The organism is Candidatus Roizmanbacteria bacterium (assembly GCA_016699265.1).
In the GTDB taxonomy this organism is placed as follows: domain Bacteria; phylum Patescibacteriota; class Microgenomatia; order UBA1406; family GWC2-37-13; genus CAZLQR01.
This window is the reverse complement of sequence record CP064967.1, coordinates 867,522-890,304: the sequence shown is the minus strand read 5'-3', so window position 1 is coordinate 890,304 and position 22,783 is coordinate 867,522. Positions and strand designations below refer to the sequence as shown.

Genomic DNA, 22,783 nt, shown 5'->3' with positions numbered 1-22,783 from the left:
AAGATTGTATTCATGAGTATGGACTACATTATTAACTCTACCGTTTCTCGCACAGTGATGGGCGATTTATTGAGAGCTTAATGTAATCATTCTCCTACAACCTTCTCCTTATTATTTTTAAACATATGAATACCGCAGCACTCGAGGCTCTCCTACGTAAACTATTAGAAAATCTTGAAAAACAGAATGCGAAAGAGACTTCTTCTTCGGCTAAACGTGAGGCTCAACCAGAGCCAGTTCAGCAACAACCACAGCGTCCAGTTGCTCCAACTCCTGATGTGCAGGCTATGGTACAGCGCGCACGTGACGAGGCGTACAGAATAAAGGAACAAGCACAGCAGGAATCGCGCAAGCTCACACAAGACGCTATGGAATTAGAGAAGCAGCTTGTCAAACGTGAACAGCTCTTGGGTCAGAAGGAGCATGACTCTGAAAAAGAGATGCAATCTATAGAAAAGCTCCGCAAAGATCTAGAGACTGCGAAAGATACTCTTCTTCAGAAGGTCGAGAAGGTCGCGGGAATGTCTAAAGATGAGGCAAAGCAAGTTCTTTTGACTGGTTGGGAGGAGAAGTTAAAAGGAGATATTGCGAAACGCATTAAGGCTGCCGAAGAAGAAATAAAGATTATTGCAGAGGCAAAAGCCAAAGACATATTGGTAGATTCAATGAAGCATGGTGCTACTGACTACGTGGCCGAATACACTCTTTCCACCTTTGCTCTTCCAAGCGACGATGTAAAAGGAAGAATTATTGGAAAAGACGGAAGAAACATTAGATCATTCGAGCTCGCAACTGGAGTTGACGTCGATCTTGAGGAAGAAGGCGTTATTAAGCTCTCTTCCTTCAATGCAGTTAAGCGAGAAATCGCAAAAATTTCACTTGAGCGATTGATTCGAGATGGTCGCATTCAGCCCCAAAGAATAGAGGAGATAGTGTCTCAGGTCCGCAAGGAGTTAGATCGAATAATGTTTCAGGCCGGAGAGGAGCTTGCACATAAGGTAGGCGTCTACAACCTTCCAGCTGAGGTCACACAGGCATTGGGAAAATTTAAATACAGATACTCATATGGTCAGAACATGATTCTTCACACTCTTGAAGAAACAAAGATCGGTATCGGCATTGCTCAAGAACTTGGAGCCGATGTAAATGTGGTAAAACTCGGATGTCTACTTCACGACATTGGAAAGGTTATCGATTCTGCAGAAGGTGGAAATCACGTCACTCTAGGAGTAGAGTTTGCAAAAAAACATCGATTCCCCCAAGCGGTCATTGATACCATTGCCTCACATCATGAAGATACACCATTTACTTCCGTAGAGGGAGTTATCGTGTATATCTCGGACGCAGTATCTGGAGGAAGACCGGGAGCACGTCATGAGGATTTTGAAGAATACCTCAAAAGAATTAAGACGATTGAAGAGGCTGCGAGAGGCCAAAAAGGGGTAAGAGATGCCTATGCTCTTCAGGCTGGCCGCGAACTTCGAGTCATCGTACGACCAGACGAAGTATCAGATGACGAGATGACAATAATGGCACAGAAGATCAGAGAAGAGCTTGAGAAAAAGTTCGACGTCTTCCCAGGCCAGATTAAGGTCACGATTATACGTGAATCACGCGCCGAGGCAGTGACGAAAATATAGCTCGTATATCGTATTTCGTATAGCGTATATCGTTTGAACATCCGTATTTTCAACTGCCTTCCCATATGCTCCAAACTTCATTCCTGTTTTGATTTGGATTGATCTACTAAGATCAATTAAATATAGATTGACACAACAGTAAAAAAATACTATTCTTTTCGTGATTCGCTGTTGCAACAGCTAATCTAAAAACATAGTTTTTAATTAACAGTTCAGGTCAATCTAAAGGTGGTGATTGTAAATGACAAAAGCAGATTTAGTAGCACAGGTTGCTAAAAAAGCAGGACTTACCTCAAAGGCAGCGAAGGATGCAGTAAACACTGTATTCTCATCAATTTCCGCAGCCATGAAAAGAGGTGAAAAAGTAGTTGTGACTGGATTCGGTACCTTTGTAGTACGACGACGCGCTTCTCGTAAGGGTCGTAACCCACAAACAGGTGCAGAAATTCAGATTCCATCAACCAAGACTCCAGGATTTACAGCAGGTAAGTCTCTTAAGAGAATGGTCAAATAATTGAATTGATAAACAACCCCGTGTTTCGTGTAACGGGGTTGTTTTATTTGAGAAACTTCCAGTATAATTACGTATGTTTAAGCGCTTCCAAAGGCCCGTTCTTTTATCTCTCTTCCTTCTTGCCATTCCCCCTTTTTTTTATTTTTTTAACTATATTCCACCAACGTCTCCAAACATGGATAACAAAACTGCGTATGAACTACCATATCCAGGATTATTGCCAGATCATCCTTTATATCTTCTGAAGACCTTTAGAGATCGAACTCTCGTTTTTGTAACGCAAGATTACGAAAAAAGAGCCAAGATTCAGTTGGAGCTTTCTGACAAAAGAATTCGAGCCGGCGAGCTTTTAATGGGCGAAGAAAAATATGAGCTCGCGTTAACTGTATTCTCTAAGGGCGAAAGATATTTCGAGCAAGCCATAGAAACATCTGAGGCTGCGCAAACTCAGGGACAGGCGCCTACTGCAGGCATGGTTGAACAGATGAAAAGGAGTAATCTTAAGCACGGTGAAATTCTAATGAGGAGCTCAAAGAAGTTTGATTCTTCATTGAGGTCAGAGTTCGACCTCGTTCTGACTCTGAATAAGAAGAATAGAAACAAGCTTCAGTCCCTAAAGTAATGCAACGAGCGATGCCACAAGAAGCCAGTTCTGCTCAAGAGTTATCCAATAGTGGTCGAACATTCCTGTCAGAAATAACACAAAAAATACAGCGGTAACCTGATAATTGCGCTTATTTTTTTTAAGGTAGCTGAGTGTTGCAACTATCAGTGCGCTCGTAATTAATACTCCAAATTCACTCGTAAGTAAGAGAAAGATATTATGTACGGGTTGGCCAATCAGACCAGAAAAAGAAGGATATAGTGATTCCTGCGCGATCACGTAGTTTCCAAGACCAACTCCGGTGAAGGGATGCAGTGAGATTATGTTTAGGGCATTCTGCATGAGCTCTACTCTTTTCTGTCCAGATAATGGATCTCCAACCGAACTAGCGATAATTCCTAAAGGAATCAGTATCGCCAATAGCCGAGATATTACGCAGGGGATACAGTTTTTGTAATCTTTCCAGTGAATCACAAAGTACTTTATAGTGAGTAGTAAAAGACCAAATATCGCTACTTTTGAGAACGAAAGAATTATGAGTAATGAATTTAGAAGTAGGAATGTAGCATGCACTGCGGAAGGAAGAATTTTTTTGCTCTGAAATAATAGAAACGCGGTAAGTAATAAATAAAATCCGGCCATAGAATTGGGGTGAGAAAATGTTCCGTACGCCCGTAAGAACTCAATACCGTCAAGTGCGGTCTTTGCGATTCCAGGTGTTGAGAGCGAAAGATGGCGTTCCCCGAGAAAATAAAAGATTCCGTCAAGCGAGGCCTTTTGCACAAACTGCGACATTGCTATAAAGAATTGGAGAACCGTTGAGGCGAGAAGCCCGTAGAGAAATATAAGAGGATTTTTCTTATACTGCTGCAGTGAAGCAAAAACCACAAGGAGCTCAATTGTCTTAATATATCTGTACAATGCAACCTCTTTTGAGAAAGCAAAGAAAAGACCAACTGCCGTAGCCAGTAAAAATGCTTGTATCCACACATTTTTTAGAAGTCTTTTATAGTCATTTAAATATGCTAGGTAAAGACCTACCACAACAAGATCAAGTACATAGATCGTAGGTGCAAGGTAATCAATTCGCACACCAGACAAATATGAGAATGAGAGAAAAAAATGTTTGCCAAATTGCGTGGGAAGTAAAAATCCAAGAAGTAAAATAAGATAGCTTTTGCGATTCTTCACGAACGGATTGTAGCGGCTTAGCGATTTAAAATCAAGGAAGGAATTCGGAAAAGTGAGTAACCACGAGAGGTAATTGATCATCTCTTTCAATCTGTGTGGTGTCATTTCGTCCAACAATAATTGCGACATACCCATAATGAGTCTCGTTGGCTCTTTGCGCTCTATCTTCCGCTATTAATTGAAGTTTGGCTATTGGAATTTTTCGAAAAGCAGGACCTCTTGGTATTAATGAGTACTTTGCAACGAACAGTCTTGAAGGATTTTGTTTTTGAGTATTTCCAAATTCGACCGTGATCTCGTATCCGACAGTAGTACCGTCTGGGAACTCGAGGTTGAATGGCACTTCGCGCTGATCTAGTCCGAAATTTTTTTGCAAAGCTTCGGTGTATTGAGGCAAGGAAAGTAGATGGGGATTGATTCGCGTTATTAGACCGGCTGCACGATTGTAATTCGCGACACCTTGGTCTTCAACGTGCGTACGAGCTTCCAGCATGCACGCATTATAGCAAAGAAATATTTTTCAAGCTTTTAGCAAAGCGATATGAAGGAGGGCTCAATTATTTAAGCGATGTATTAAAAACAGGGGCTACCCATGAAAGCATTCCATCGGGTCGCACTCTCATTGTGTGAATTCGCTCATATGGAGGCACGATTTCGATGCCGGTGTTCGCCCAGATTTCAGGTTCTTTTTGTTTTGCTGTTTGTAAATATGTACTCAGTATGCCTCGAGCTTTGTTTAAGGCGTCGTAGATATGATCTTCGCCGGTTAGGTAGGGCAATCGGCCTTCAGTGTATTCCTCGAGGTAAAAATCGTCAGACGCTATAAGTGGCTTTGGTACCGTAATCTGAAGCTCAGATAGCTGAGTCTCAAGATCTTTTGCGATTGCCTGCTTCTGCAACATGTGCTGAGAATAAGGAGTATGCGGAGTATGGTGTTTCTGAGATGGTATCTTTACAATATATTGATGACCATCAAAATCAAGACGATAAAGACGAGAGTACTCTCCAGCCTCATATCTTTGTAACTCCATACCACTTTCGTGCGCTGTCTTTAATGCTCCATCTTGATCAAGCATTTCTCTGAGATGATCGATTTTCCCAAACAGCAACTGTGGATCGATTTTATGTTGTGTGAGAGCGTCTTTCCCATGTTGAGAGATCAGAAATTTACCGGACCTAAAATTTCCAAACCGATCGGGAGAGGGTAGTCGAGGAATTTCAGATGGGACAGTGGCTTCAAGGTCTGACATAGATTTGTAAGACTATATTACACGATTTAGGAATGTTGCGAAGACGTCTATTACGGAAGCACAGATAAAGATCCTAATGGTGGACTGACACACGAAGCTCCGGCTTAATGTCGAGAGCGGAGTGTGGAGATGGGGGGTGTTGAGCCCCCGTCTGAAGAAACACAAATACAAAGGTTTAGTTAGGGATAGATTGTTTTCACGCATGTCGGACAAAGTAAACAAACAAACTACTGTCTGACAGTCAGTTATGGGTTTTTCGACTTCATTACCAACTGAAAATGTAATGTTGCCTCACCTTGATTGGTTTACCTCAAATATTAGTAGAATCAAGGGAAACTAATATCGAGGCTAAAGTTTTACTTAGGCAAACGCAAATTGCATGTTATTGCTATAAGCATTGCTGTAGGCAAAAGCTTCGGCTGCATGTGATTGTTCATCTGCAGTTAGATTTTTCCTGAGTGACGTTCTAGTACGCCCTAACCATTTGTAAACGTGCAAATTCCTCATCGATTCTGTACATCCCCATGTTATTTTTAAGTTCTAATTTCTTAGTTCTTAAGGTACTCTTTTACTTCTCTTTTTTCGTTTCGTGCCATGTCTCTTTGCTTTTCTAATTTGCGTTTTTCAATGTCTTTTCGACCTCGGACGAGGGCTATTGCGACCTTTATTAGCGCACCCTTATTATAGCATGAAACAGGCGCTATAGTAAGCCCTGACACTCCATGCATCTTTGTCTGTAGGCGTAATAATTCCTTTTTATGGATGAGTAATTTACGACTCCTTTTTGTTTCTTGCACGGTCTTTGGAGCCAGAAGGTAAGGATAAATATCTGCGTTCACAAGAAAGAGCTCATTGCCAAGAATTTTGACGTGGGAGTTGTCAAGATTTATTTTTTCCTCACGAATGGACTTAACCTCAGGTCCTGTAAGCATAACGCCAACCTCAAGTGTCTCTAAAATTTCATAGTCGCGTTGGAGTTTTCGATTCACAATTTTCATACAAGTATTGTAACAAAGCATTGAGCTTGATTATTGCGGTCGTTCTTAGATATAATCTTGTCTAAGATATATTCATGGTAAAAAATACGCAAGAGCAAAACTACGACACCTTGATCCGAGTAATTATCTTAGCGGTTATTTTACTTGCCGTTGGACAGGTTATTCTCTACCGAAATATTCAAAGCGTTAAGACCATGATAAGCGTAACCACAATGGAGTTAAAGGAAGGAAAAGGAGTTCGATATGATAGGAATGGAGCAGATACAATGAAAACTATAACCGAGCAGCTTAATTCAGGTTCTTCTAAGAAATAATCTATTTTTCTCTCTCGAGCGTAATCAAAGTGATTTGATTCGGTGCCATGAATATCGTTCTCTTCATAATTCCATCTACTACGATTGAACCTTCGTTTTTGACCGTCACTCCACCTACCGTAGTGATGGATGTTGAATAGGTGCCATTCTCAAGATGAGTGAGAGTAATCGGTGCGAGTTCCTTATTACGATTTTTTGGATCGTAGTTCACTAAAATAAGCGAGTATTTACCTTGACTACGAGCTCCCACAGCTCTCACAAAGTCTCCTTCTCCCTCAAGTCTCATGCGAGACCCCTCGAAAGAATCAACCATCTGTTCAGCTTCACCACGGAGTTTTTTATCGGTAATTTTGCTTACCGTCAGAGCAACAACTCGGAAAGAGTTTATCTGAGAACCTTTCGCAAGCATCCTCCAGTTGTGATTGATGTTTACGGTAACATGTGAGGCATCCGCTAGTATATCTGCTTTCGCAAAAGATTTTAGAATGAAAAATTGTAGGAAAAAAAATGTTACAAGAGGAAAGAAAATTCCAATAGTGATGAATGATACGTAAAGCCTTCGTCGAAGAGAGTCATCTAGGTCCATTATCAGATGATAGGCTAATCGAAGATATAATTCAATATGATTACCGAAAATCGTAATGTTAAGTTAACTTGACATTGTAAAATTGTAACTTTACAATGTTAGGAAATGAACGGAATTATAACCAGCAATGTCCATAAACTACGCAAGGACAACGGAGTAACTCAAGAACATCTAGCTGAGGCAGTGGGAGTAACGAGGCAGACAGTAATTGCAATTGAAAAAGGCAACTATAGTCCCTCTTTGCTTTTGGGATTTAAGATAGCCAGATACTTTAAAACAAATGTTGAAAAAGCATTCACATTCAAAAATGTATAAAAAAATAAAGAAAGAGATAGTCGTATCAATCACTCTAATTTTACTCGTAGTTGGGTTAGTTAATCCGACTAATCTATGGATGCCTCAACCTGCGCATATGCTGCTACTTGCTGGGGTGACAATATTTTTCATGTTTTTTGCTGGACTCGTATGGTATGAGAAAGCCGAAGATGAGCGCGAGATGGTATTACGAGATAAGGCTGGAAGAGCAGGTTACATAGGAGGTCTCAGTATATTAATGGTTGGATTCGTTATTCAAAGCTTTTATCATCAGAGCGATCCTTGGCTGACGGTCGCCCTATTAGTGATGATTCTATCTAAGGTTTTAAGTCAGATTTTTACTCGTATTACAAATTAAATACATGTATGAATAAATTCAAAAAGGGTAATGTGCAGATTGTTGTGGTGGCGATGATAATACTATTTTTAGTAGTTGGAGGATTCTTTTTTTGGCAATTGCAGAGCGCCGGTAAGGAAGCAATGACCAAGAGAGAGAATATAGAATCTGCTGAAACCGAGGCGATGGAGAAAAAAGAAGTAATGGCAGTTAGCGATAATGAAACGGTACAAAAAGATGGGGTAATGATGGCAAAGATACTTGCTAAAAAAAATAGTACCTTCTCTGAATTTAACCTGAAGGATTATGAAAAAGCATTGAGTGAAGGCAAGATTGTTTACCTAGAATTTTATGCGAACTGGTGTCCAATCTGTAGAGCTCAGGAAACGGAACTTATCGAAGGCTTCAACAAGCTAAAGAGAGACGATGTCGCTGGGTTTAGAGTGAACTTTAAGGATGATCAGACCGATGAAGATGAAAAATCTCTCGCAGAAAAATTTAAGATTCCTTACCAACATCATAAGATTGTTCTGAAGGGTGGGCAGGTAGTAATTAACTCAGCCGATACTTGGGACGTGCAGACTCTAGTGTCGGAACTCTCGAATTTATAAAATGGTAGTTCTTTTAATATTCGCATTTTTATCTGGGCTTGTAACGATAGCGGCGCCTTGTATATGGCCCTTACTCCCTATTATTCTTTCATCCAGCGCACAAAGTGGTCACCGCAAACCTCTTGGTATTACCGTTGGAATAATGTCTAGTTTTGCGATTTTCACGCTTACTATTTCCTACATAGTATCAATTATTCCTTTAGACCTAGACTTACTGCGGATGTTTGCGGTAGGAATAATTGCATTTTTTGGTTTCACCTTACTCATACCTCAACTTAATCAAATAGTGGAGGGCGTAGTAAGTCGTCTAAGTGGAAGGCTGGGAGGGCTTACGCACAGGGAGGGGACAGGATTTACAAGCGGCTTTATAACTGGACTAGCTCTTGGGTTAGTGTGGACTCCATGCGCAGGGCCCATTCTTGCGACGATCGCAACACTCGCAGCTACTCAAGCAGTTAACTTTCAGATAGTGCTCGTTACTACAGTTTATGTAATTGGTGTGGGGATACCTCTATTCCTTTTTGCTTTATTGGGGAATCGTGTTTTTGCAAAAAGCAAAGCACTCTCAAAATACACAGGTCGAATTCAACAGGTTTTTGGGGTGGTAATGATTTTGACCGCGGCTTTGATTTTAACAAATCAGGATAAGGTAATTCAGGCAAGACTACTTGATACATTTCCACAATACTCTAAATTCCTAGTCAATTTAGAAAGTAACGATGTGGTCAAGGCGCAACTTAACAAATTGAAAGGAAAAAAAGGAGGTCAAAGCACGATTATTGAGGGCAAGCCAATGAACTCAGTCAACGATATTTTACCTAAATTAGGAAAAGCCCCTGAGTTTGTCGGCATAGAGAAATGGTTAAATCTTCCTGCTGACGGCAATGCTTCGGTTTCAATAGCTCAACTTAAAGGCAAGGTCGTTTTGATCGATTTCTGGACCTATACATGTATCAACTGCATTCGAACTTTACCGTTTGTAACGAGTTGGCATGAAAAGTACAAAGACCAAGGATTTGTTGTCATTGGGGTTCATACACCAGAGTTTGAGTTTGAGAAAAAGACAGAGAATGTTCAAAATGCAATTAAACAGTTTGGAATAAAATATCCAGTTGCGCAGGATAACGATTTTAGTACATGGAATGCTTACAGCAACCATTACTGGCCGGCAAAATATCTTATCGATGTTGATGGTAATGTTCGTTACACCCATTTTGGTGAGGGTGACTACGATATAACCGAGGAAAATATCAGAAAGTTATTAGCGGAGGCGGGAAAAAAAGTAACCGAAGAAAAGTCACAGCTTGAAGAAACCACTCCAAAAGATGTGAAAACTCGTGAGACATATTTGGGCTCTCTTCGAGCAGAGCCTAACTCATATCTTCAGCTGAGTGATGACTGGAAGACAATGCCAGAGTACGCAGAGTCAAAAGCTGGATCAACGATAGATCTTCAGTTCCATGCCAATAAAGTTTTTCTTGTCATAACTTCAGAGAGTTATGGATCGTTTGAGGTTAATCTCGATGGTAAGGTTGTGCCAGTAACGCTAAGCGGTAAAGATGTAAAAAACGGCGTCGTGGAGTTGGACACTGCCCGACTATATGAACTAATAGATCTAAAAGGTGATTCTGCTCAGCATCAACTCAGATTAAGGTTTAAATCCCCTGGCATTCGCGCCTTCGCCTTCACCTTTGGTTAATTCACTTTAATTATTTAAATAATTAAAGTATGGACATACTGAATACATACATCCTCATTTTGAGACCGTCAGGAAGCGCTAAATAGTATTTTTTGTAGCATATATGCGACTGACAACTAATCGTGTAGCGTGTAATGTGTAGCTTGTAATGGAGGCCTTACCTGCCTGCAGGCAGGTCGCAAGATAACAAAATATGTTAGCTAAAATATTATCCGGGGTGACGGTGGGGTTGGAGGGTGTCGCTATTATAGTTGAGGTTGATGTAGCTAGTCGTGGCTTTCCACACTTTACTATAGTTGGGCTACCTGCAAAGTCAGTAGATGAATCTAAGGAACGAGTGAGAACCGCGATTCACAACGCTTCATTTGATATGCCGGACTCACGACTTACCGTAAATCTTGCTCCAGCAGACATTCCAAAGGATACGTCGGGACTGGATTTACCAATTGCAGTTGGCATACTAGCGGCATGTGGGTACGTTGATAAGAATGAATGTGAAAATGCTCTATTCATCGGGGAACTCTCTCTTGAGGGAATGATCCGACCTGTCCCAGGAGTAATATCAATTACGCAGTTGGCAAAGCGGTTAAGGAAAAAGGTTATTTACGCCTCGTCAGAAAGCGTTGATGAAGCCTTATTAATCGATGACATTATAGTGTATGGAGTTCCAACTCTTTCTTCTCTTATCTTACATCTGAATGGAAATGTACATTTACAGGAGTCTGTAAGAAGTAAAAATTCAACTCCCATCACCGAGTATGAGAATGACTTCAGTGAAATTAAAGGACAGCACGTTGCAAAAAGAGCTCTTGAGATTGCGTCATGTGGTTTTCATAACATTCACCTAAAAGGGCCGCCAGGCGCTGGTAAGACCCTGCTGTCTAGAGCGTTCGTCTCAATTCTTCCAGAGCTTACAAAGGAGGAGGTCTTGGAAATTACGGCTATTCACTCGGTTGCCGGTCTACTTCATAAACACACACTCGCGCAGACAAGACCATTTCGTTCACCCCACCATACAACATCAAGAATAGGACTCATCGGAGGTGGAGCTAATCCGAAACCAGGGGAGATATCTTTGGCTCATCGTGGCGTTTTATTTCTTGATGAGTTTTCCGAGTTCCCCCGACATGTAATAGAGGCTCTTCGTCAACCGCTGGAGGACGGCAGCGTAATCATATCTCGAGCATCAGGCAGTGTGGAATATCCATCAAGATTTATTCTGATAGCGACCTCTAACCCCTGTCCTTGTGGATACTTAGGCCACCCGAAAAGAGTCTGTAAGTGCATGCCTGGCGCGGTCATGAAGTATAGAAAAAGATTATCCGGTCCAATTATTGACAGGATCGATCTACATATAGATGTACCTCCAGTAACTGAGGACCAACTTCTCGAAGAAGCGAATGCTGAGAGAAGTGAGACAATTCGGAGGAGGATTGATAGAGCTCGCATATTACAAAGAAGACGTTTTGCTGGTACAAAAATTTACTCAAATTCAGAGATGAGACCATCAGATATCAAAAAACTATGCACTATCTCTGAGGAGGGAACCGCGCTGCTCAAGCAAGCCATCATGAAACTCTCATTATCCGCAAGAACGTATTTCAAGGTGATTAAACTCAGTCAGACCATCGCAGACCTTGAAGGAAGTCCAACAATTTCGACTACGCACATATCAGAGGCGCTTCAATACAGACCACGAGATGAATAGGGCTTGACACGACTTTTATTATTAGTTACTATCAGGTTAGCAATGAAAAAGATTAATGCCCTCGTTCTTACTGCAGCCACGTATGTCACTTCATATGTTTCGGTTTTTGCAGCTCCAGCAGACAGTGATGTAATGGTTGATCCCGTAGCGTTAGGTTTCTCAATACCAACAATTGGAGATTTGCTAACCTTCGTCATTCGAGCATTTTTCGTTGTGGCCGGTATCATGGCTCTTCTCTATCTTTTACTTGGAGCACTTGCATGGATCACTTCAGGCGGAGACAAGGGTGGTGTTGAAAAAGCACGAGATAAAATACAGGCAGCGATTGTGGGAGTTTTGATGATCGTTATTGTGCTTGCTGTAGTCTGGACACTTGAAAATGTGGTGTTTCAACAGAAGATCTGTTTCGGAATATCATGCCCCCTTACCTTACCTTCTCTTTTGTAATCTATGTTTGGACTAGCTTCGCCAGTGTATGCGCAGGGAATTCAAGAATGGGGTAATTGTGTGGTCGATGGTGTCCCTACATTAAAATGTTTTGAGGTAGTTTTCGGAAACATAATTTTTATGGCCTCAACCCTTATAGTTTTTCTTCTTTTTATTATGATTGTGGTAGGAGCATTTCAGTATCTCACCTCATTTGGAGATCCGGGAAAGTTGAAGAAGGCACAGGCCACACTTCGTTATGCCATAGTTGGATTCGTTCTTTTTCTTGCCTCATTCCTGATCATTAAGGTCATTGATATCTTGTTCCTTGGCGGAGCAGGAACTCTCTTTCAGCTTAATCTTGAGCAGTAAAGTCGCGAAACGCGAGAATCGTAGAGAGCGTAACCCAAGTTCCTTGCGATCTACGAATTGCGATACACGACTTATGGAGTGGGAGTTACGAATATGACCTTCACGCCTTGGTCGTCTGGCACTGGAGAAAGCGTACGACTTGTATCTTTAAAGTAGCTATACACGATAAAAAGCAAAAGTCCTAAACCCACAACTATTAAGAAGGTCCCCACAATCTTCATACATTTATTTTTTCTTTGATGATATATCTGGGACGTTGCTGGACCTGAGTATAAATCTTGCCTATATACTCACCGATTATCCCTATGGTCACTAACTGAATTCCACCAAGAAACATAATTGCAACAAATAGTCCGGTCCAACCAGTTACCCATTCCTGAGGGAAGAAAGCGGGATGCAAAAATCTACCAACTAAGGCATAAATAATTCCGAGAAAACCAATTACAGCAGTCCAGAATCCTACAAGCGTCGCCATTCGAAGTGGTTTGGTTGAAAAGGACGTGATGCCATCGAGGGCAAAGTTGGCCATCTTTGAGAACGTGTAGTGGGTCTTACCACTGAATCGCGCCTCTCGTCGGAACTGTATACATGATGAGGGAAATCCACCCCATGCAACGAGTCCTCGGTAAAATCGGGATTGCTCAGGAAGTTCATTTAAATACTCAACAACCTGTCGGTCTAGTAATCGAAAGTCCCCAACGTCCCGAGGAATGGGTGTGTCTGAAAGGGAATTAATGAAATTATAGAACTGTCGCGCAGACCAGCGTTTGAAGGCGGAGTCTACGTCACGTTCTGCTCGTTGCGCATATACGATCAGAGATCCTTTCTGCCACGCCTCCACCATTTCTCCTATTACTTCAGGCGGATCCTGAAGATCTGCATCCATCGAAATAACGGCATCGCCATTTGCCATAGCGTAGCCGCACGAAAGAGCCATTTGGTGTCCGAAGTTTCGGTTAAACTCTATATATTTTATAGACTTATCTTTTGTGTGTTTTTGAATTTCTTTTGAGGTTTCATCAATTGAACCATCGTTCACAAATAGAATTTCATATCGATATGGTTTGAGAAGTGGAAGCAGTTTGTTGAGAAGAGGCGTTATATTACTTTCTTCGTTGTAGACCGGAATGATAAGGGATAGGAGAAAATCTTGCTTCATAGGTTCATTATAATTGATAAGAGCTGGATAGTAGGATATAATAGAGGTACGTTCTTCTCTGGTTTCTACTTGTCGTGATATACGGGGTAGTGTACGGTTGCACAGGAGGCTCATAATCTCCTAGGCCGTGGTTCAACTCCCGGCCCCGTAACACTTCAACCTCCAAAAAAAACATTCCACCATCTTCGGTAGTTTGGTAGAGGAGGCGGAGTTGGGGTAGTTGGTACCACAGTCGGCTCCGGTACGATAATCGCGACCTCTCCCTCTTTAGTTAGATTTAATTTATTCCTAATAGTTCTTTCGAGTTCATTAGGGTCTTTTGATTTTAAAATATTTGTTTTTATGGTCAGATTTTTCTTTTTTTGCTCCTCAAAGTCTTTCTTATAGCTCTCATAGAATTGAACGGAGTTTCCATAATCGAAGAGATTTTTTGTAAGCGAGAAGAAAAGAAACAAAACGATAATTATGTACAGGATCCGCCTAGCTAATTGCATGACCTAATTATAACCGCCTTCGTCAAGACTTAGGCGAGGTGAGGTTGAAGAAGCTTCATAATTCTTGTTCCGTCAGCCTTAGATCGAAGTTCCTTCATGCAGATTCCTATAATTGCTTTTTTATTCGTATCGAATAACTCTTTGTTGTTGTCTAGCACGGTTTGAATTTCTTTTTCAAGCGCTTCATCGGAAAGCTCCTGAGGTAAATAAGGTGAAATTATTGAGATTTGTTTCTCGTTTTGTTCAATTAAATCTTGTCGGACTGCCTTGACCGCAGCATCTTTTGACTCATTTAGCTCTCGAACTACTTTCTTGAGTACTGCAACGGTTTCCTCATCAGTAAGCTCGGTCTTCTTTTCAATCTCCTGATTCTTTATTTTTGCGATTACGAAGCGGAGAATCTCTAGAACTTCTTTGTTTCCCGTCTTAAGTGCGTTTAGCTGATCGTCTTGCAATTTCTGTCGTAGCATACCATAATTATACCACTATGAAGGCAATCGGCAAAAACGATAAGAGAGAAGATGTCATCAGCCTCCTTAGTTACTACCAGAAAACTGTCATGGCAAATAAGCCATCACTCGACATCATGATGGATGAGATCAAGATGATGAACTTCAAGATACGACCTCTTTCCGGCGACTTTTCGGTAATAAATGGAATGGATAGTAAGCTCATTGAGATGATTTGGAATCTAGGAAAGCTAGATCAATTATATAGAGAAAAAGAAAATCTCCTGAAGTCTAAAGACAGAAAATTATTTTTGAAGTTCTTTGAGTCGGTTCACGATAAGTTTCAAAAAGATTTGGGACTTTTAAAACTAGTGAACAACGAACAGTTAGACTCGACAAACGTCCTTGAGATGGAGGTATTCAGAGAGACTCCTCGCAAGCGAAAAGTTAATTAATCTACACGAATTTATATGAGCGCGCCCGTCGTTATTGATTTGGAAACAAAAAAAACATTCAGAGAGGTAAAGGATAATAAAGACCTTGGTGTTTCGATGCTTGGTCTTTATAACTATGCTGATCAAAAACAGTATTCATTCGAGGAGCATGAGTTGGGCAAAGCTTTTCCTCTTCTTGAGAACGCAAGTTTGGTTGTCGGATTCAATATAAATAGTTTCGATCTACCAGTATTGCAACCATACTATCCAGGAAAGGTTACAAACTTCAAAACCTTCGATATTCTCGACTACATAAAGGACACGATAGGTAGAAGGTTATCGCTAAATGATATGGTCCATGGGACCTTAAATAAACGAAAGTCTGGACATGGACTCCTTGCGATCGAGTACTTCCGCGAGGGTAAAATCGAGCAATTGAGAAGTTACTGTATGGACGACGTTATGTTAACTAAGGAATTATTTGACTACGGCGCAGAGCACAACGAAATTATTTACCTCAATGAAAGAGGGAAGGTGAGTATTCCCACAAACTGGAAGCACTACCTCACGCCCGATAAGGACGATCATTCCTATCTAACGCTCCCGTTTTAGTTACTCTTTCCAGGGAGTCATGAGCTGAAAGAAGTTCCCTTCAGGATCAGCGAGTGTCGCGATGAAGCCTTCACCCATTTCATAGGGTTCCTTTACTGCCTTGGCGCCTTCTTTAACCAAGCGGTCAAATTCTTTTTGAACTTCTGCGGTCTCGAAGGTGTACAAAATACGCTCAGGATTCTTTGAGGATCCCTTTACCTCTGAGTGATCACCGATCGCAAAGAAACAACTTCCCGTGTTCCATCCATACCAACCTTCTTCCTCCATATCTGGTTTTTTCTCCAGAACCTTTTCATAAAATTCAGCCAGAGCCTTCGCATTTTCAGAACCGAGCATGATTGAGTTTAGTTTTAACATATGAAAATATTGTAACCTATTCGTGTTCTGTTGTCCCTGGTGGTTTTGAGGTTAGGTCGTAGGCGACACGAGCAATACCCGGAACCTCTGCCATGATGCGATCAACCATCTCTTTGAGCGCCTCTAATGGCATGTACTCAGTGCCCGGAATAGCGGCAACACCGGTCATAAAATCATTGGTGATAAATGTTCGAATAACAATGGTTCGTTTACCCTCTTCGCCAAAATCAGTTGGATGAAGTATGACCGGAACCTGACTTAATTTTCGGACAAGATCATATTTAAGAAGAGTCTGGTTTACGATTTCGTCAGCTTCCTGTAACTGGCGAATTGTATCTGGCTCAAGATGTGTCTTGGTCAGTCCCGTTTCCGCCTCCTTCTGAAGTTTATCTCCAAAAACATAAAGAACTCTATTCACATCATGCGCCTTACGAGGAATGGCCAGTGCGAGTTTCTTTAGCTCCTCCCAATTTTGATCTCCACTCAATGCTACCGTGTGTTTATAACTTCGTTCATCGCCCTGTACCCCCACCGTCTTTACCGGGAGCAACGTTGCCTGGATATCACTGGTTGTAAACGGCCTTAATTGATTGAGGGTATGAGGATTCGGAACGCCATATACGTGATCGGAGCCAATAATTCTAATAGCAAGTCCAGGTCCTGGAAATGGCTGTCTCCAGACGATTTCAGTTGGTAGGCCAAGTTTCGCTCCAAGCTCTCGCACCTCGTCTTTATGGAGCTCTTGAAGTGGCTCAACGAGTCTACCTGCTGCTCGAAACTCACGTGCAAGTGGAGAGTCATTATGATGTGTCTTTATACCATCCGCTTTACTACTCGCCGCAGATGAGGCGCTCTCGATAAGATCTGGTCGTAATGTTCCTTGAGCAAAAAAAACTTCATCAGAATTAAATCCTCGGTCTATCATCAGCTGACGTGCCTTCGTCAAAAAAACATCACCAATGGTCTTCCTCTTAAACTCAGGATCAATAGAGTTGCCGATTGCGTTATAAAAATCATTTGAGGCGTCGATTACCTCAAGATTAAGGCCGATTTTTTCAAGCGCTTCTTTTACTTTTTTACTCTCATCCTTGCGCATAAAGCCGTTATCAAAATGGAATGCATGGATCTGTTCTGGTGGTAGTGCTTTTGCCAGAAGAGCTGCAAGTACTGTTGAGTCAACTCCGCCACTAACCAAAAGCGATACAGGACTCGTCCCGACCTGTTCTCGTATTGCCTTGATCGCCGCCTCTTCACGGTCCTCAATGGTGAAGTCGCCTTCAAAACCTGCGACATCGTAGAGAAAGTTGTGAATCATCTCTTTACCATGAACCGTGAGATCTACTTCGGGATGGAACTGTACTCCAAAGAACTTCCGCTTGGTATGCTCAACCGCGGCAATGATATCTTCCGAGTGTGCAGTTACCTTAAAGTCAGGAGCTGGCTTGGTTACGCTTACGCCATGAGTAAGAAGAACCTCTTGGTAATTCTCAAGACCGTTCATTAATGGCGAATTTCCATCCATAGTTATAGTTGCCTGACCATCTTCTCTTGTGGGAAGTCTTTCAAGTTTCCCTCCAAGAGCCTGTGTCATAAGGTGCATTCCCAGACAGATTCCAAGTACCGGAACATCGTGTTCTTCGGTAAAGATGCGCGGGTCACAGAGTACAGCATCATTTTTCGTCACGTCATCTGGACCTCCGGGAAGAATGATTGCACCATATTCTTTTAGTTGTTCCCATGGAGTCGACAGCGGAAGAATGACCGTCTCAACGGCATCTTCTCTGACTCTCCGATCTACAACCTTTCCGTACTGTGCGCCAGTATCAAGAATTGCGCAGATACGTTTATGGGGATGGAGTTTTTCTGGATTGGGTTCTCGTTTCGCTTCAGTTGGCGTGGTCATAATGAGTCTGAATTATATCACTAGTAAAGTTTTCCTCCGAGCGGCACGTTTCTGGTTGGTGTTATTAAGGTTGGGTTGCCATTTTCATCGGCAAAACCGAGGGTAAGGACCTCGGAGACTGCTCGACCGATCTGACGGGGCGGAAAGTTTACAACGCAGGCTACGAGTTTATTCATCAGCTCATCTTTTGTGTAGTTTGCTACAAATTGTCCAACGGATTTTTTAATTCCTATTGCAGGTCCGAGATCTATCTCTAGTTTGTAGGAAGGTTTGCGTGCTTGGGGATAGTCCTCAACGGAGATTACTTTGCCAACTCTGATATCTACTTTCTCAAAGTCTTCGTAGGCAATCATACATACATTATACAAACAGTTGAACTTGCAGGTGGAAAAAAGTAGGTGTACCATATCCCTATGGGGGGGGTATCTTCAAGTCTTATAAATATATGACATATAAACCAAAAAATACAAAAGAAAGAATTGCGCATCGTCTCAAGATTTCACGGGGTCATCTGGATAAGATAATTTCGATGCTTGAGGATGATACATACTGTATAGACATCATGCACCAACTGATAGCGGTTGAGGCGGGACTCAAGGAAACCGGGAATCTACTACTTGAGAATCATCTCAAAACCTGCGTTGCGAATGCCATAAAGAGTGGGAAGGCTGATAAATCTATCGAAGAAATTATGGAGGTCTTTAAGAAAAAGAGGTAACGCTATGTCTATAGAGCAAAAAACATTCGAGGTGAGAGGAATGCACTGTGCCAGCTGCAGCTCCATCATAAAGAGAAAAATAAGCAAACTCAACGGCGTGAAAGCATGCGACGTAAATTACACGAATGAGAAAGCAAGAGTTAGTTTCGATCCACATCTCGTTTCTGTTATTCGAATGAACGAGGAGATAAGTAAGATCGGATACCAATTTGTTGATAACGAACATCGGATGTCAGATGGCTCATCTCACAACGATTTGCTGAGACAAAGATTTCAGATATTCACTATGCTGCCTATCATGGCCGTAAGTGTACTTGTTATGGGGTGGGAGATAGGAGCGAAACCATTTGGCCTGTGGTCAGAAATGCCGATGGTAACTGAAGAATTTTTTCATCACCTCCTTCCTCTATTTGCAACATATGCGTTGTTCGTGGTCGGTGTTCCGTATCTTAAGGGTGTCTGGAACTTCATAAAGTACCGTGCTGCAAATATGGACACTTTGGTAGGAGTCGGGACTCTTGCGGCTTATATTTACAGCTTTATCGTTACTGCTTTTGAAGGTCCACTCGGAGCTTTTATAGATGTGAAGCATACATATTATGACGTAACCATAATCGTCATCGGTTTCATTACTCTTGGGAAATACTTAGAGGCAAGATCGAAGTTGAGAACAGGCGAAGCTATTAAAAAACTTATCAATCTTCAGGCAAAAACCGCACTCGTATTAAGAAAAGAAGTTGAGGTAGAAATTCCGTTAGCCGAGGTTGTGGTTGGCGACATAGTCGTTGTGAAACCAGGCACTAAGATACCGGTTGACGGTACCATCACAGAGGGAAGTTCCTCAGTTGATGAGTCAATGATAAGCGGTGAGTCCATGCCGATCGATAAGCGTGTGGGAGATACGGTTATTGGCTCAACGATGAACAGACAAGGTCATTTTCTATTTACCGCAACAAAAGTTGGATCCGCTACAATTCTTGCGCAGATCGTTAAGATGGTGGAGGAGGCCCAAGGTTCACGGGCTCCCATACAGAACCTTGTAGACAATGTTTCTTCGGTTTTTGTGCCAGTAGTTCTGGTTGTTGCTGCCAGTACCTTTATTGCATGGATAACCATCGGGATAGCTTTCATTGGTTTTTCGAGCGCTTTGTCCTTTGGATTAGTTTGTATGGTTGGAGTTTTGGTAATTGCCTGCCCGTGTGCTCTTGGACTTGCGACACCAACAGCTCTCATCGTGGGCGTGGGAAAGGGAGCGGAAAATGGTATTTTGATTAAAAATGCAGAAAGCCTGGAAAAACTAAAAAGCATAAATACGGTTGTCATGGACAAGACCGGAACGATCACAAATGGAAGACCTGAGGTTACGGACGTCGTACCGTTTACGAAAGAAATATCTAAAAGCTACTTACTCCAAATTGCCTCAAGCGTCGAATCAAAATCCTCTCATCCTCTAGCTCAGGCAATACTGGAGCGCACAAAGAAACAGGGAGTCAAACTACTTGGGGTAACAAATTTTAAGGAGGTAGAGGGAGTAGGGGTAGAGGGTACGATTAAAGGAGATTTGATCGCTGTCCGGAAACCAAAAGACACGAAAACAAATAAAAAAATTCAAATCCTACAGTCGGAAGGTAAGACGGTAGTCGTTGTTTCAGTTAATGATAGCGAGTTCGGTGTGATTGCTATAAGCGATACGGTAAAAGAACATGCGAAGAGCGCGGTCGATTCTCTACATAAACTTGGTATTCGAGTAATTATGATGACCGGAGATAATCGATACTCTGCAGATGGTATTGCCAAACAGGTTGGGATCGACTCGGTGATTTCTGAGGTGATGCCAGGTGACAAGTCTCATAAAATTAAGGAACTACAGGATGCGGGAGCGAGCGTTGCGATGGCGGGAGACGGTATTAATGATGCGCCGGCACTCACACAGGCGAATGTGGGTATCGCCATGGCAAACGGTACGGATATTGCAATTGAGTCAGCAGACGTTGTATTGTTGGGTGGAGAAATTGAAAAGATTGCAAAGGCAATCAAACTTTCGAAGGCAACGGTCCGAACAATTCAGCAAAATTTGTTCTGGGCTTTTATTTATAACGTTATCGGGATCCCACTCGCTGCTGGAGTTTTTTATCCCGTATTCGGTCTTCTTTTGAATCCCGTATTTGCAGGAGTTGCGATGGCCGGAAGCAGTGTCTCGGTAGTCCTTAACTCTCTCAGGTTAAGAACCGTAAAACTCGATCATAAATAGGTACAATTAGAGCCATGCAAGAAATAAATCTATTCGCAATTTTTATAACGGGCCTCGTGACGGGTGGACTAACCTGTCTTGCGGTACAAGGAGGACTCCTGACCTCGATGATAGCTCAAAGAGAGTCTACCATTGCAAGCGTTACGAACGCGAAGGGACAGAATGCGGTCCCAATTTTGTCATTCCTCTTTGCTAAACTAATCGCATATACATTCCTTGGATTTCTTCTTGGTTGGCTCGGTGCGGTGGTTCAGCTGTCGCTATCCATTAAGGTTTTTTTACAGTTTGCTGTAGTTGTATTCATGCTAGGCACTGCTATGAACATACTCAATGTTCATCCAATATTTCGCTATTTCGTCATCCAGCCTCCAAGATTTCTTACGAGACTTGTACGTAGGCAGTCCAAAAGGACAGATTTATTTGCCCCAATGTTTCTTGGAGCATTCACTGTCTTTATTCCGTGCGGCACAACTCAGGCAATGATGGCACTCGCAATAGCAACGGGTAATCCGATAATTGGCGCCACGATATTGTTTGTCTTCATACTTGGGACCTCTCCTTTGTTTTTTATTCTTGGATACTTTGCTTCAAAGTTGGGAGAGAAACTACATAATCAATTTATGCAGTTTGCTGCCGTAACACTCATTTTGCTTGCTGCCTACAATTTTTATGGCGCACTTGCATTAACTGGTTATTCATTCAGCGACAAAGGGCCTCAACAAAATTTGGTCGCATCAGATACTCCAACAATATCGATCAATGAGTTCGGTTACTCTCCAAATGCTATTACGGTGAAAGCGAACTCCGATGTCTCGCTTCGTCTGGACAATAAAAATGGCTCAGGTTGCATTCAAGCCTTTACAATTCCGGCATTAGGAATTCAAAAGATTGTTCCTCTTGGATCTTCGGCTACGGTTACATTTAGGGCTCCGAATCAAAAAGGCACAATGCCATTTATGTGCAGTATGGGCATGTACCGAGGAGTAATAAATATCATATGAGAACTCAACGATTTAAGATTGATGGGATGCATTGCTCAAGCTGTGCTATGAATATTGACGGAGAGCTGGAGGATACAAAAGGAGTGAAAGAGTCGAAGACGAGTTACGCAAAGATGATTACCGAGGTAGTGTATGACGAGTCTTTAATTTCTGATAAAAAAATTATTGAAATCGTAAAGAATATTGGATATTCCGCATCAACTACATAAGAATATCTCCTTAGTTAAGAATCGCAATCGAGGCATTAAGAAGCGTAGCAAAGGTAACCCACAAAAGATAGGGCACGAGAAGATATGCTGCCGTTTTACTTCTTTGATAAAACGCCTTGATCGAAAGAAAAATTGCGAGCCAAAGCAAAATAATCTCAAAGAAGGCAAGGGTAGGATTGTGTAATCCGAAAAAAAGTATCGACCATAACGTATTTAGACCAAGCTGCAACCAAAACCAAAACGAAACTCCTTTTCCTTTCTTCCAAACTAAGTAAGCTGCGATACCCATCATTGTATAGAGTAAGGTCCAGACCGGTCCGAAGACCCAATTAGGAGGACTAAAAAAAGGTTTATTCAGATATGCGTACCAATTCGGGATTGCAGAAAAGGTGAAGAGAGATCCAACTGACCCAGCAGCCTGACACACGAAAACAAATCCAATCAATTGGAGAGCGCTGAGGTATGAAGGTGTTCTTTTTGCCATAAATTCATTGTACGCAGTGTTAACCGAGTTTTGCAACGTGTAGACATATAACATCAGAATTTGAGTTGAGAAAGCCGGTCTCGCACATCTTTATGATAAAATAGAGAGGAGATATTTGAGTTTTTCACTTTGCTCTTTAAATTTTTG

30 protein-coding genes, 1 tRNA gene and 1 other RNA gene are annotated in these 22,783 nt (G+C 41.9%); 18 read left to right on the top strand and 14 right to left on the bottom strand.

Going from position 1 to position 22,783, the window contains the following annotated elements:
- The first annotated feature begins 125 nt into the window (after positions 1-125).
- The 3 genes from rny (at position 126) to IPH70_05265 (ending at position 2,776) form a co-directional block, all read left to right on the top strand.
- The gene (gene rny, locus IPH70_05275) at positions 126-1,640 is read left to right on the top strand and encodes a ribonuclease Y (protein QQR63879.1); all 1,515 of its coding nucleotides are present in this window, start codon (positions 126-128) and stop codon (positions 1,638-1,640) included.
- Positions 1,641-1,881: 241 nt separating this feature from the next.
- Positions 1,882-2,154 carry an HU family DNA-binding protein gene (locus IPH70_05270; GenBank protein ID QQR63878.1) on the top strand — a complete coding sequence of 91 codons (273 nt, stop codon included), beginning with the start codon at positions 1,882-1,884 and terminating at the stop codon, positions 2,152-2,154.
- 73 nt (positions 2,155-2,227) lie between these two features.
- The gene (locus IPH70_05265) at positions 2,228-2,776 is read left to right on the top strand and encodes a hypothetical protein (GenBank protein ID QQR63877.1); all 549 of its coding nucleotides are present in this window, start codon (positions 2,228-2,230) and stop codon (positions 2,774-2,776) included.
- On the opposite strand, the gene IPH70_05260 is transcribed toward IPH70_05265, so the two are convergent.
- The 5 genes from IPH70_05260 to smpB all read right to left on the bottom strand — a co-directional run bounded on the left by IPH70_05260 (position 2,768) and on the right by smpB (position 6,197).
- Entirely contained in the window at positions 2,768-3,949 is a 1,182-nt protein-coding gene (locus IPH70_05260) for an O-antigen ligase family protein (protein QQR63876.1), read from the bottom strand. The genes IPH70_05265 and IPH70_05260 overlap by 9 nt on opposite strands.
- A gap of 31 nt (positions 3,950-3,980) precedes the next feature.
- Positions 3,981-4,442 carry a hypothetical protein gene (locus tag IPH70_05255; GenBank protein QQR63875.1) on the bottom strand — a complete coding sequence of 154 codons (462 nt, stop codon included), beginning with the start codon at positions 4,440-4,442 and terminating at the stop codon, positions 3,981-3,983.
- Positions 4,443-4,506: 64 nt separating this feature from the next.
- Positions 4,507-5,199: a hypothetical protein gene (locus IPH70_05250; GenBank protein ID QQR63874.1), complete on the bottom strand. Its 693-nt coding sequence runs from the start codon at positions 5,197-5,199 to the stop codon at positions 4,507-4,509.
- A 121-nt stretch (positions 5,200-5,320) separates the two neighbouring features.
- Positions 5,321-5,723: a transfer-messenger RNA gene (gene ssrA, locus IPH70_05245) on the bottom strand.
- 24 nt (positions 5,724-5,747) lie between these two features.
- Positions 5,748-6,197, bottom strand: a complete 450-nt coding sequence (gene smpB, locus IPH70_05240) for an SsrA-binding protein SmpB (protein ID QQR63873.1) — start codon at positions 6,195-6,197, stop codon at positions 5,748-5,750.
- 74 nt (positions 6,198-6,271) lie between these two features.
- Here smpB and IPH70_05235 point away from each other — a divergent pair, with 74 nt between their 5' ends.
- The gene (locus IPH70_05235) at positions 6,272-6,511 is read left to right on the top strand and encodes a hypothetical protein (GenBank protein ID QQR63872.1); all 240 of its coding nucleotides are present in this window, start codon (positions 6,272-6,274) and stop codon (positions 6,509-6,511) included.
- A 1-nt stretch (position 6,512) separates the two neighbouring features.
- Here IPH70_05235 and IPH70_05230 read toward each other — a convergent pair whose 3' ends face one another.
- A complete protein-coding gene (locus IPH70_05230) occupies positions 6,513-7,097 on the bottom strand; it encodes a hypothetical protein (GenBank protein QQR63871.1) in 585 nt (194 codons plus the stop codon).
- A gap of 105 nt (positions 7,098-7,202) precedes the next feature.
- On the opposite strand from IPH70_05230, the gene IPH70_05225 reads away from it, so the two are divergent.
- The 7 genes from IPH70_05225 to IPH70_05195 all read left to right on the top strand — a co-directional run bounded on the left by IPH70_05225 (position 7,203) and on the right by IPH70_05195 (position 12,565).
- The gene (locus tag IPH70_05225; GenBank protein QQR63870.1) at positions 7,203-7,412 is read left to right on the top strand and encodes a helix-turn-helix transcriptional regulator; all 210 of its coding nucleotides are present in this window, start codon (positions 7,203-7,205) and stop codon (positions 7,410-7,412) included.
- Positions 7,405-7,770, top strand: coding sequence for a hypothetical protein (locus IPH70_05220; GenBank protein ID QQR63869.1), 366 nt, complete (start codon positions 7,405-7,407; stop codon positions 7,768-7,770). The genes IPH70_05225 and IPH70_05220 overlap by 8 nt, the downstream gene beginning before the upstream one ends.
- An 8-nt stretch (positions 7,771-7,778) precedes the next feature.
- The gene (locus IPH70_05215) at positions 7,779-8,360 is read left to right on the top strand and encodes a redoxin domain-containing protein (GenBank protein QQR63868.1); all 582 of its coding nucleotides are present in this window, start codon (positions 7,779-7,781) and stop codon (positions 8,358-8,360) included.
- A 1-nt stretch (position 8,361) separates the two neighbouring features.
- On the top strand, positions 8,362-10,059 hold the full coding sequence (locus IPH70_05210) for a cytochrome c biogenesis protein DipZ (GenBank protein ID QQR63867.1): 1,698 nt from the start codon (positions 8,362-8,364) through the stop codon (positions 10,057-10,059).
- 193 nt (positions 10,060-10,252) lie between these two features.
- The gene (locus tag IPH70_05205; protein QQR63866.1) at positions 10,253-11,767 is read left to right on the top strand and encodes a YifB family Mg chelatase-like AAA ATPase; all 1,515 of its coding nucleotides are present in this window, start codon (positions 10,253-10,255) and stop codon (positions 11,765-11,767) included.
- A gap of 42 nt (positions 11,768-11,809) precedes the next feature.
- The gene (locus IPH70_05200; GenBank protein ID QQR63865.1) at positions 11,810-12,214 is read left to right on the top strand and encodes a hypothetical protein; all 405 of its coding nucleotides are present in this window, start codon (positions 11,810-11,812) and stop codon (positions 12,212-12,214) included.
- Positions 12,215-12,217: 3 nt separating this feature from the next.
- Positions 12,218-12,565 carry a hypothetical protein gene (locus tag IPH70_05195; protein QQR63864.1) on the top strand — a complete coding sequence of 116 codons (348 nt, stop codon included), beginning with the start codon at positions 12,218-12,220 and terminating at the stop codon, positions 12,563-12,565.
- Between the two features lie 71 nt (positions 12,566-12,636).
- On the opposite strand, the gene IPH70_05190 is transcribed toward IPH70_05195, so the two are convergent.
- Together IPH70_05190 and IPH70_05185 are read right to left on the bottom strand one after the other, a co-directional pair.
- On the bottom strand, positions 12,637-12,786 hold the full coding sequence (locus tag IPH70_05190) for a hypothetical protein (GenBank protein ID QQR63863.1): 150 nt from the start codon (positions 12,784-12,786) through the stop codon (positions 12,637-12,639).
- A complete protein-coding gene (locus IPH70_05185) occupies positions 12,783-13,724 on the bottom strand; it encodes a glycosyltransferase (protein ID QQR63862.1) in 942 nt (313 codons plus the stop codon). Before IPH70_05185 ends, IPH70_05190 begins: the two co-directional genes overlap by 4 nt.
- A gap of 80 nt (positions 13,725-13,804) precedes the next feature.
- On the opposite strand from IPH70_05185, the gene IPH70_05180 reads away from it, so the two are divergent.
- A tRNA-Met gene (locus IPH70_05180) sits at positions 13,805-13,875 on the top strand.
- A 4-nt stretch (positions 13,876-13,879) separates the two neighbouring features.
- Here the strand turns inward: IPH70_05180 and IPH70_05175 are convergent.
- Both IPH70_05175 and IPH70_05170 read right to left on the bottom strand, forming a co-directional pair.
- Positions 13,880-14,218, bottom strand: a complete 339-nt coding sequence (locus IPH70_05175) for a septum formation initiator family protein (protein ID QQR63861.1) — start codon at positions 14,216-14,218, stop codon at positions 13,880-13,882.
- 29 nt (positions 14,219-14,247) lie between these two features.
- Complete coding sequence (locus IPH70_05170) at positions 14,248-14,688, bottom strand: GatB/YqeY domain-containing protein (GenBank protein QQR63860.1); 441 nt, start codon at positions 14,686-14,688, stop codon at positions 14,248-14,250.
- A gap of 17 nt (positions 14,689-14,705) precedes the next feature.
- Here IPH70_05170 and IPH70_05165 point away from each other — a divergent pair, with 17 nt between their 5' ends.
- Positions 14,706-15,122, top strand: a complete 417-nt coding sequence (locus tag IPH70_05165; GenBank protein QQR63859.1) for a hypothetical protein — start codon at positions 14,706-14,708, stop codon at positions 15,120-15,122.
- 15 nt (positions 15,123-15,137) lie between these two features.
- The gene (locus IPH70_05160; protein QQR63858.1) at positions 15,138-15,713 is read left to right on the top strand and encodes a hypothetical protein; all 576 of its coding nucleotides are present in this window, start codon (positions 15,138-15,140) and stop codon (positions 15,711-15,713) included.
- On the opposite strand, the gene IPH70_05155 is transcribed toward IPH70_05160, so the two are convergent.
- Genes IPH70_05155 through IPH70_05145 form a run of 3 tightly spaced genes read right to left on the bottom strand, consistent with a single transcriptional unit; the run spans position 15,714 to position 18,326 of the window.
- The gene (locus tag IPH70_05155) at positions 15,714-16,070 is read right to left on the bottom strand and encodes a hypothetical protein (protein ID QQR63857.1); all 357 of its coding nucleotides are present in this window, start codon (positions 16,068-16,070) and stop codon (positions 15,714-15,716) included.
- Between the two features lie 16 nt (positions 16,071-16,086).
- Positions 16,087-17,973: a glutamine-hydrolyzing GMP synthase gene (gene guaA / locus IPH70_05150; GenBank protein QQR63856.1), complete on the bottom strand. Its 1,887-nt coding sequence runs from the start codon at positions 17,971-17,973 to the stop codon at positions 16,087-16,089.
- Between the two features lie 20 nt (positions 17,974-17,993).
- Complete coding sequence (locus IPH70_05145; protein QQR63855.1) at positions 17,994-18,326, bottom strand: tRNA-binding protein; 333 nt, start codon at positions 18,324-18,326, stop codon at positions 17,994-17,996.
- Positions 18,327-18,418: 92 nt separating this feature from the next.
- Between IPH70_05145 and IPH70_05140 the strand changes: the two genes are divergently transcribed.
- The 4 genes from IPH70_05140 to IPH70_05125 are packed head-to-tail and all read left to right on the top strand — an operon-like array spanning position 18,419 to position 22,152.
- Complete coding sequence (locus IPH70_05140; GenBank protein ID QQR63854.1) at positions 18,419-18,691, top strand: metal-sensitive transcriptional regulator; 273 nt, start codon at positions 18,419-18,421, stop codon at positions 18,689-18,691.
- A gap of 10 nt (positions 18,692-18,701) precedes the next feature.
- The gene (cadA, locus tag IPH70_05135; GenBank protein QQR64428.1) at positions 18,702-20,942 is read left to right on the top strand and encodes a cadmium-translocating P-type ATPase; all 2,241 of its coding nucleotides are present in this window, start codon (positions 18,702-18,704) and stop codon (positions 20,940-20,942) included.
- A 14-nt stretch (positions 20,943-20,956) separates the two neighbouring features.
- Positions 20,957-21,943 (top strand): sulfite exporter TauE/SafE family protein, encoded by a 987-nt coding sequence (locus IPH70_05130; protein ID QQR63853.1) that lies wholly within the window; start codon positions 20,957-20,959, stop codon positions 21,941-21,943.
- A 47-nt stretch (positions 21,944-21,990) separates the two neighbouring features.
- The gene (locus tag IPH70_05125; GenBank protein ID QQR63852.1) at positions 21,991-22,152 is read left to right on the top strand and encodes a hypothetical protein; all 162 of its coding nucleotides are present in this window, start codon (positions 21,991-21,993) and stop codon (positions 22,150-22,152) included.
- Positions 22,153-22,162: 10 nt separating this feature from the next.
- Here the strand turns inward: IPH70_05125 and IPH70_05120 are convergent, their stop codons facing one another.
- Positions 22,163-22,636 (bottom strand): tryptophan-rich sensory protein, encoded by a 474-nt coding sequence (locus IPH70_05120; GenBank protein QQR63851.1) that lies wholly within the window; start codon positions 22,634-22,636, stop codon positions 22,163-22,165.
- Positions 22,637-22,783 lie beyond the last annotated feature (147 nt).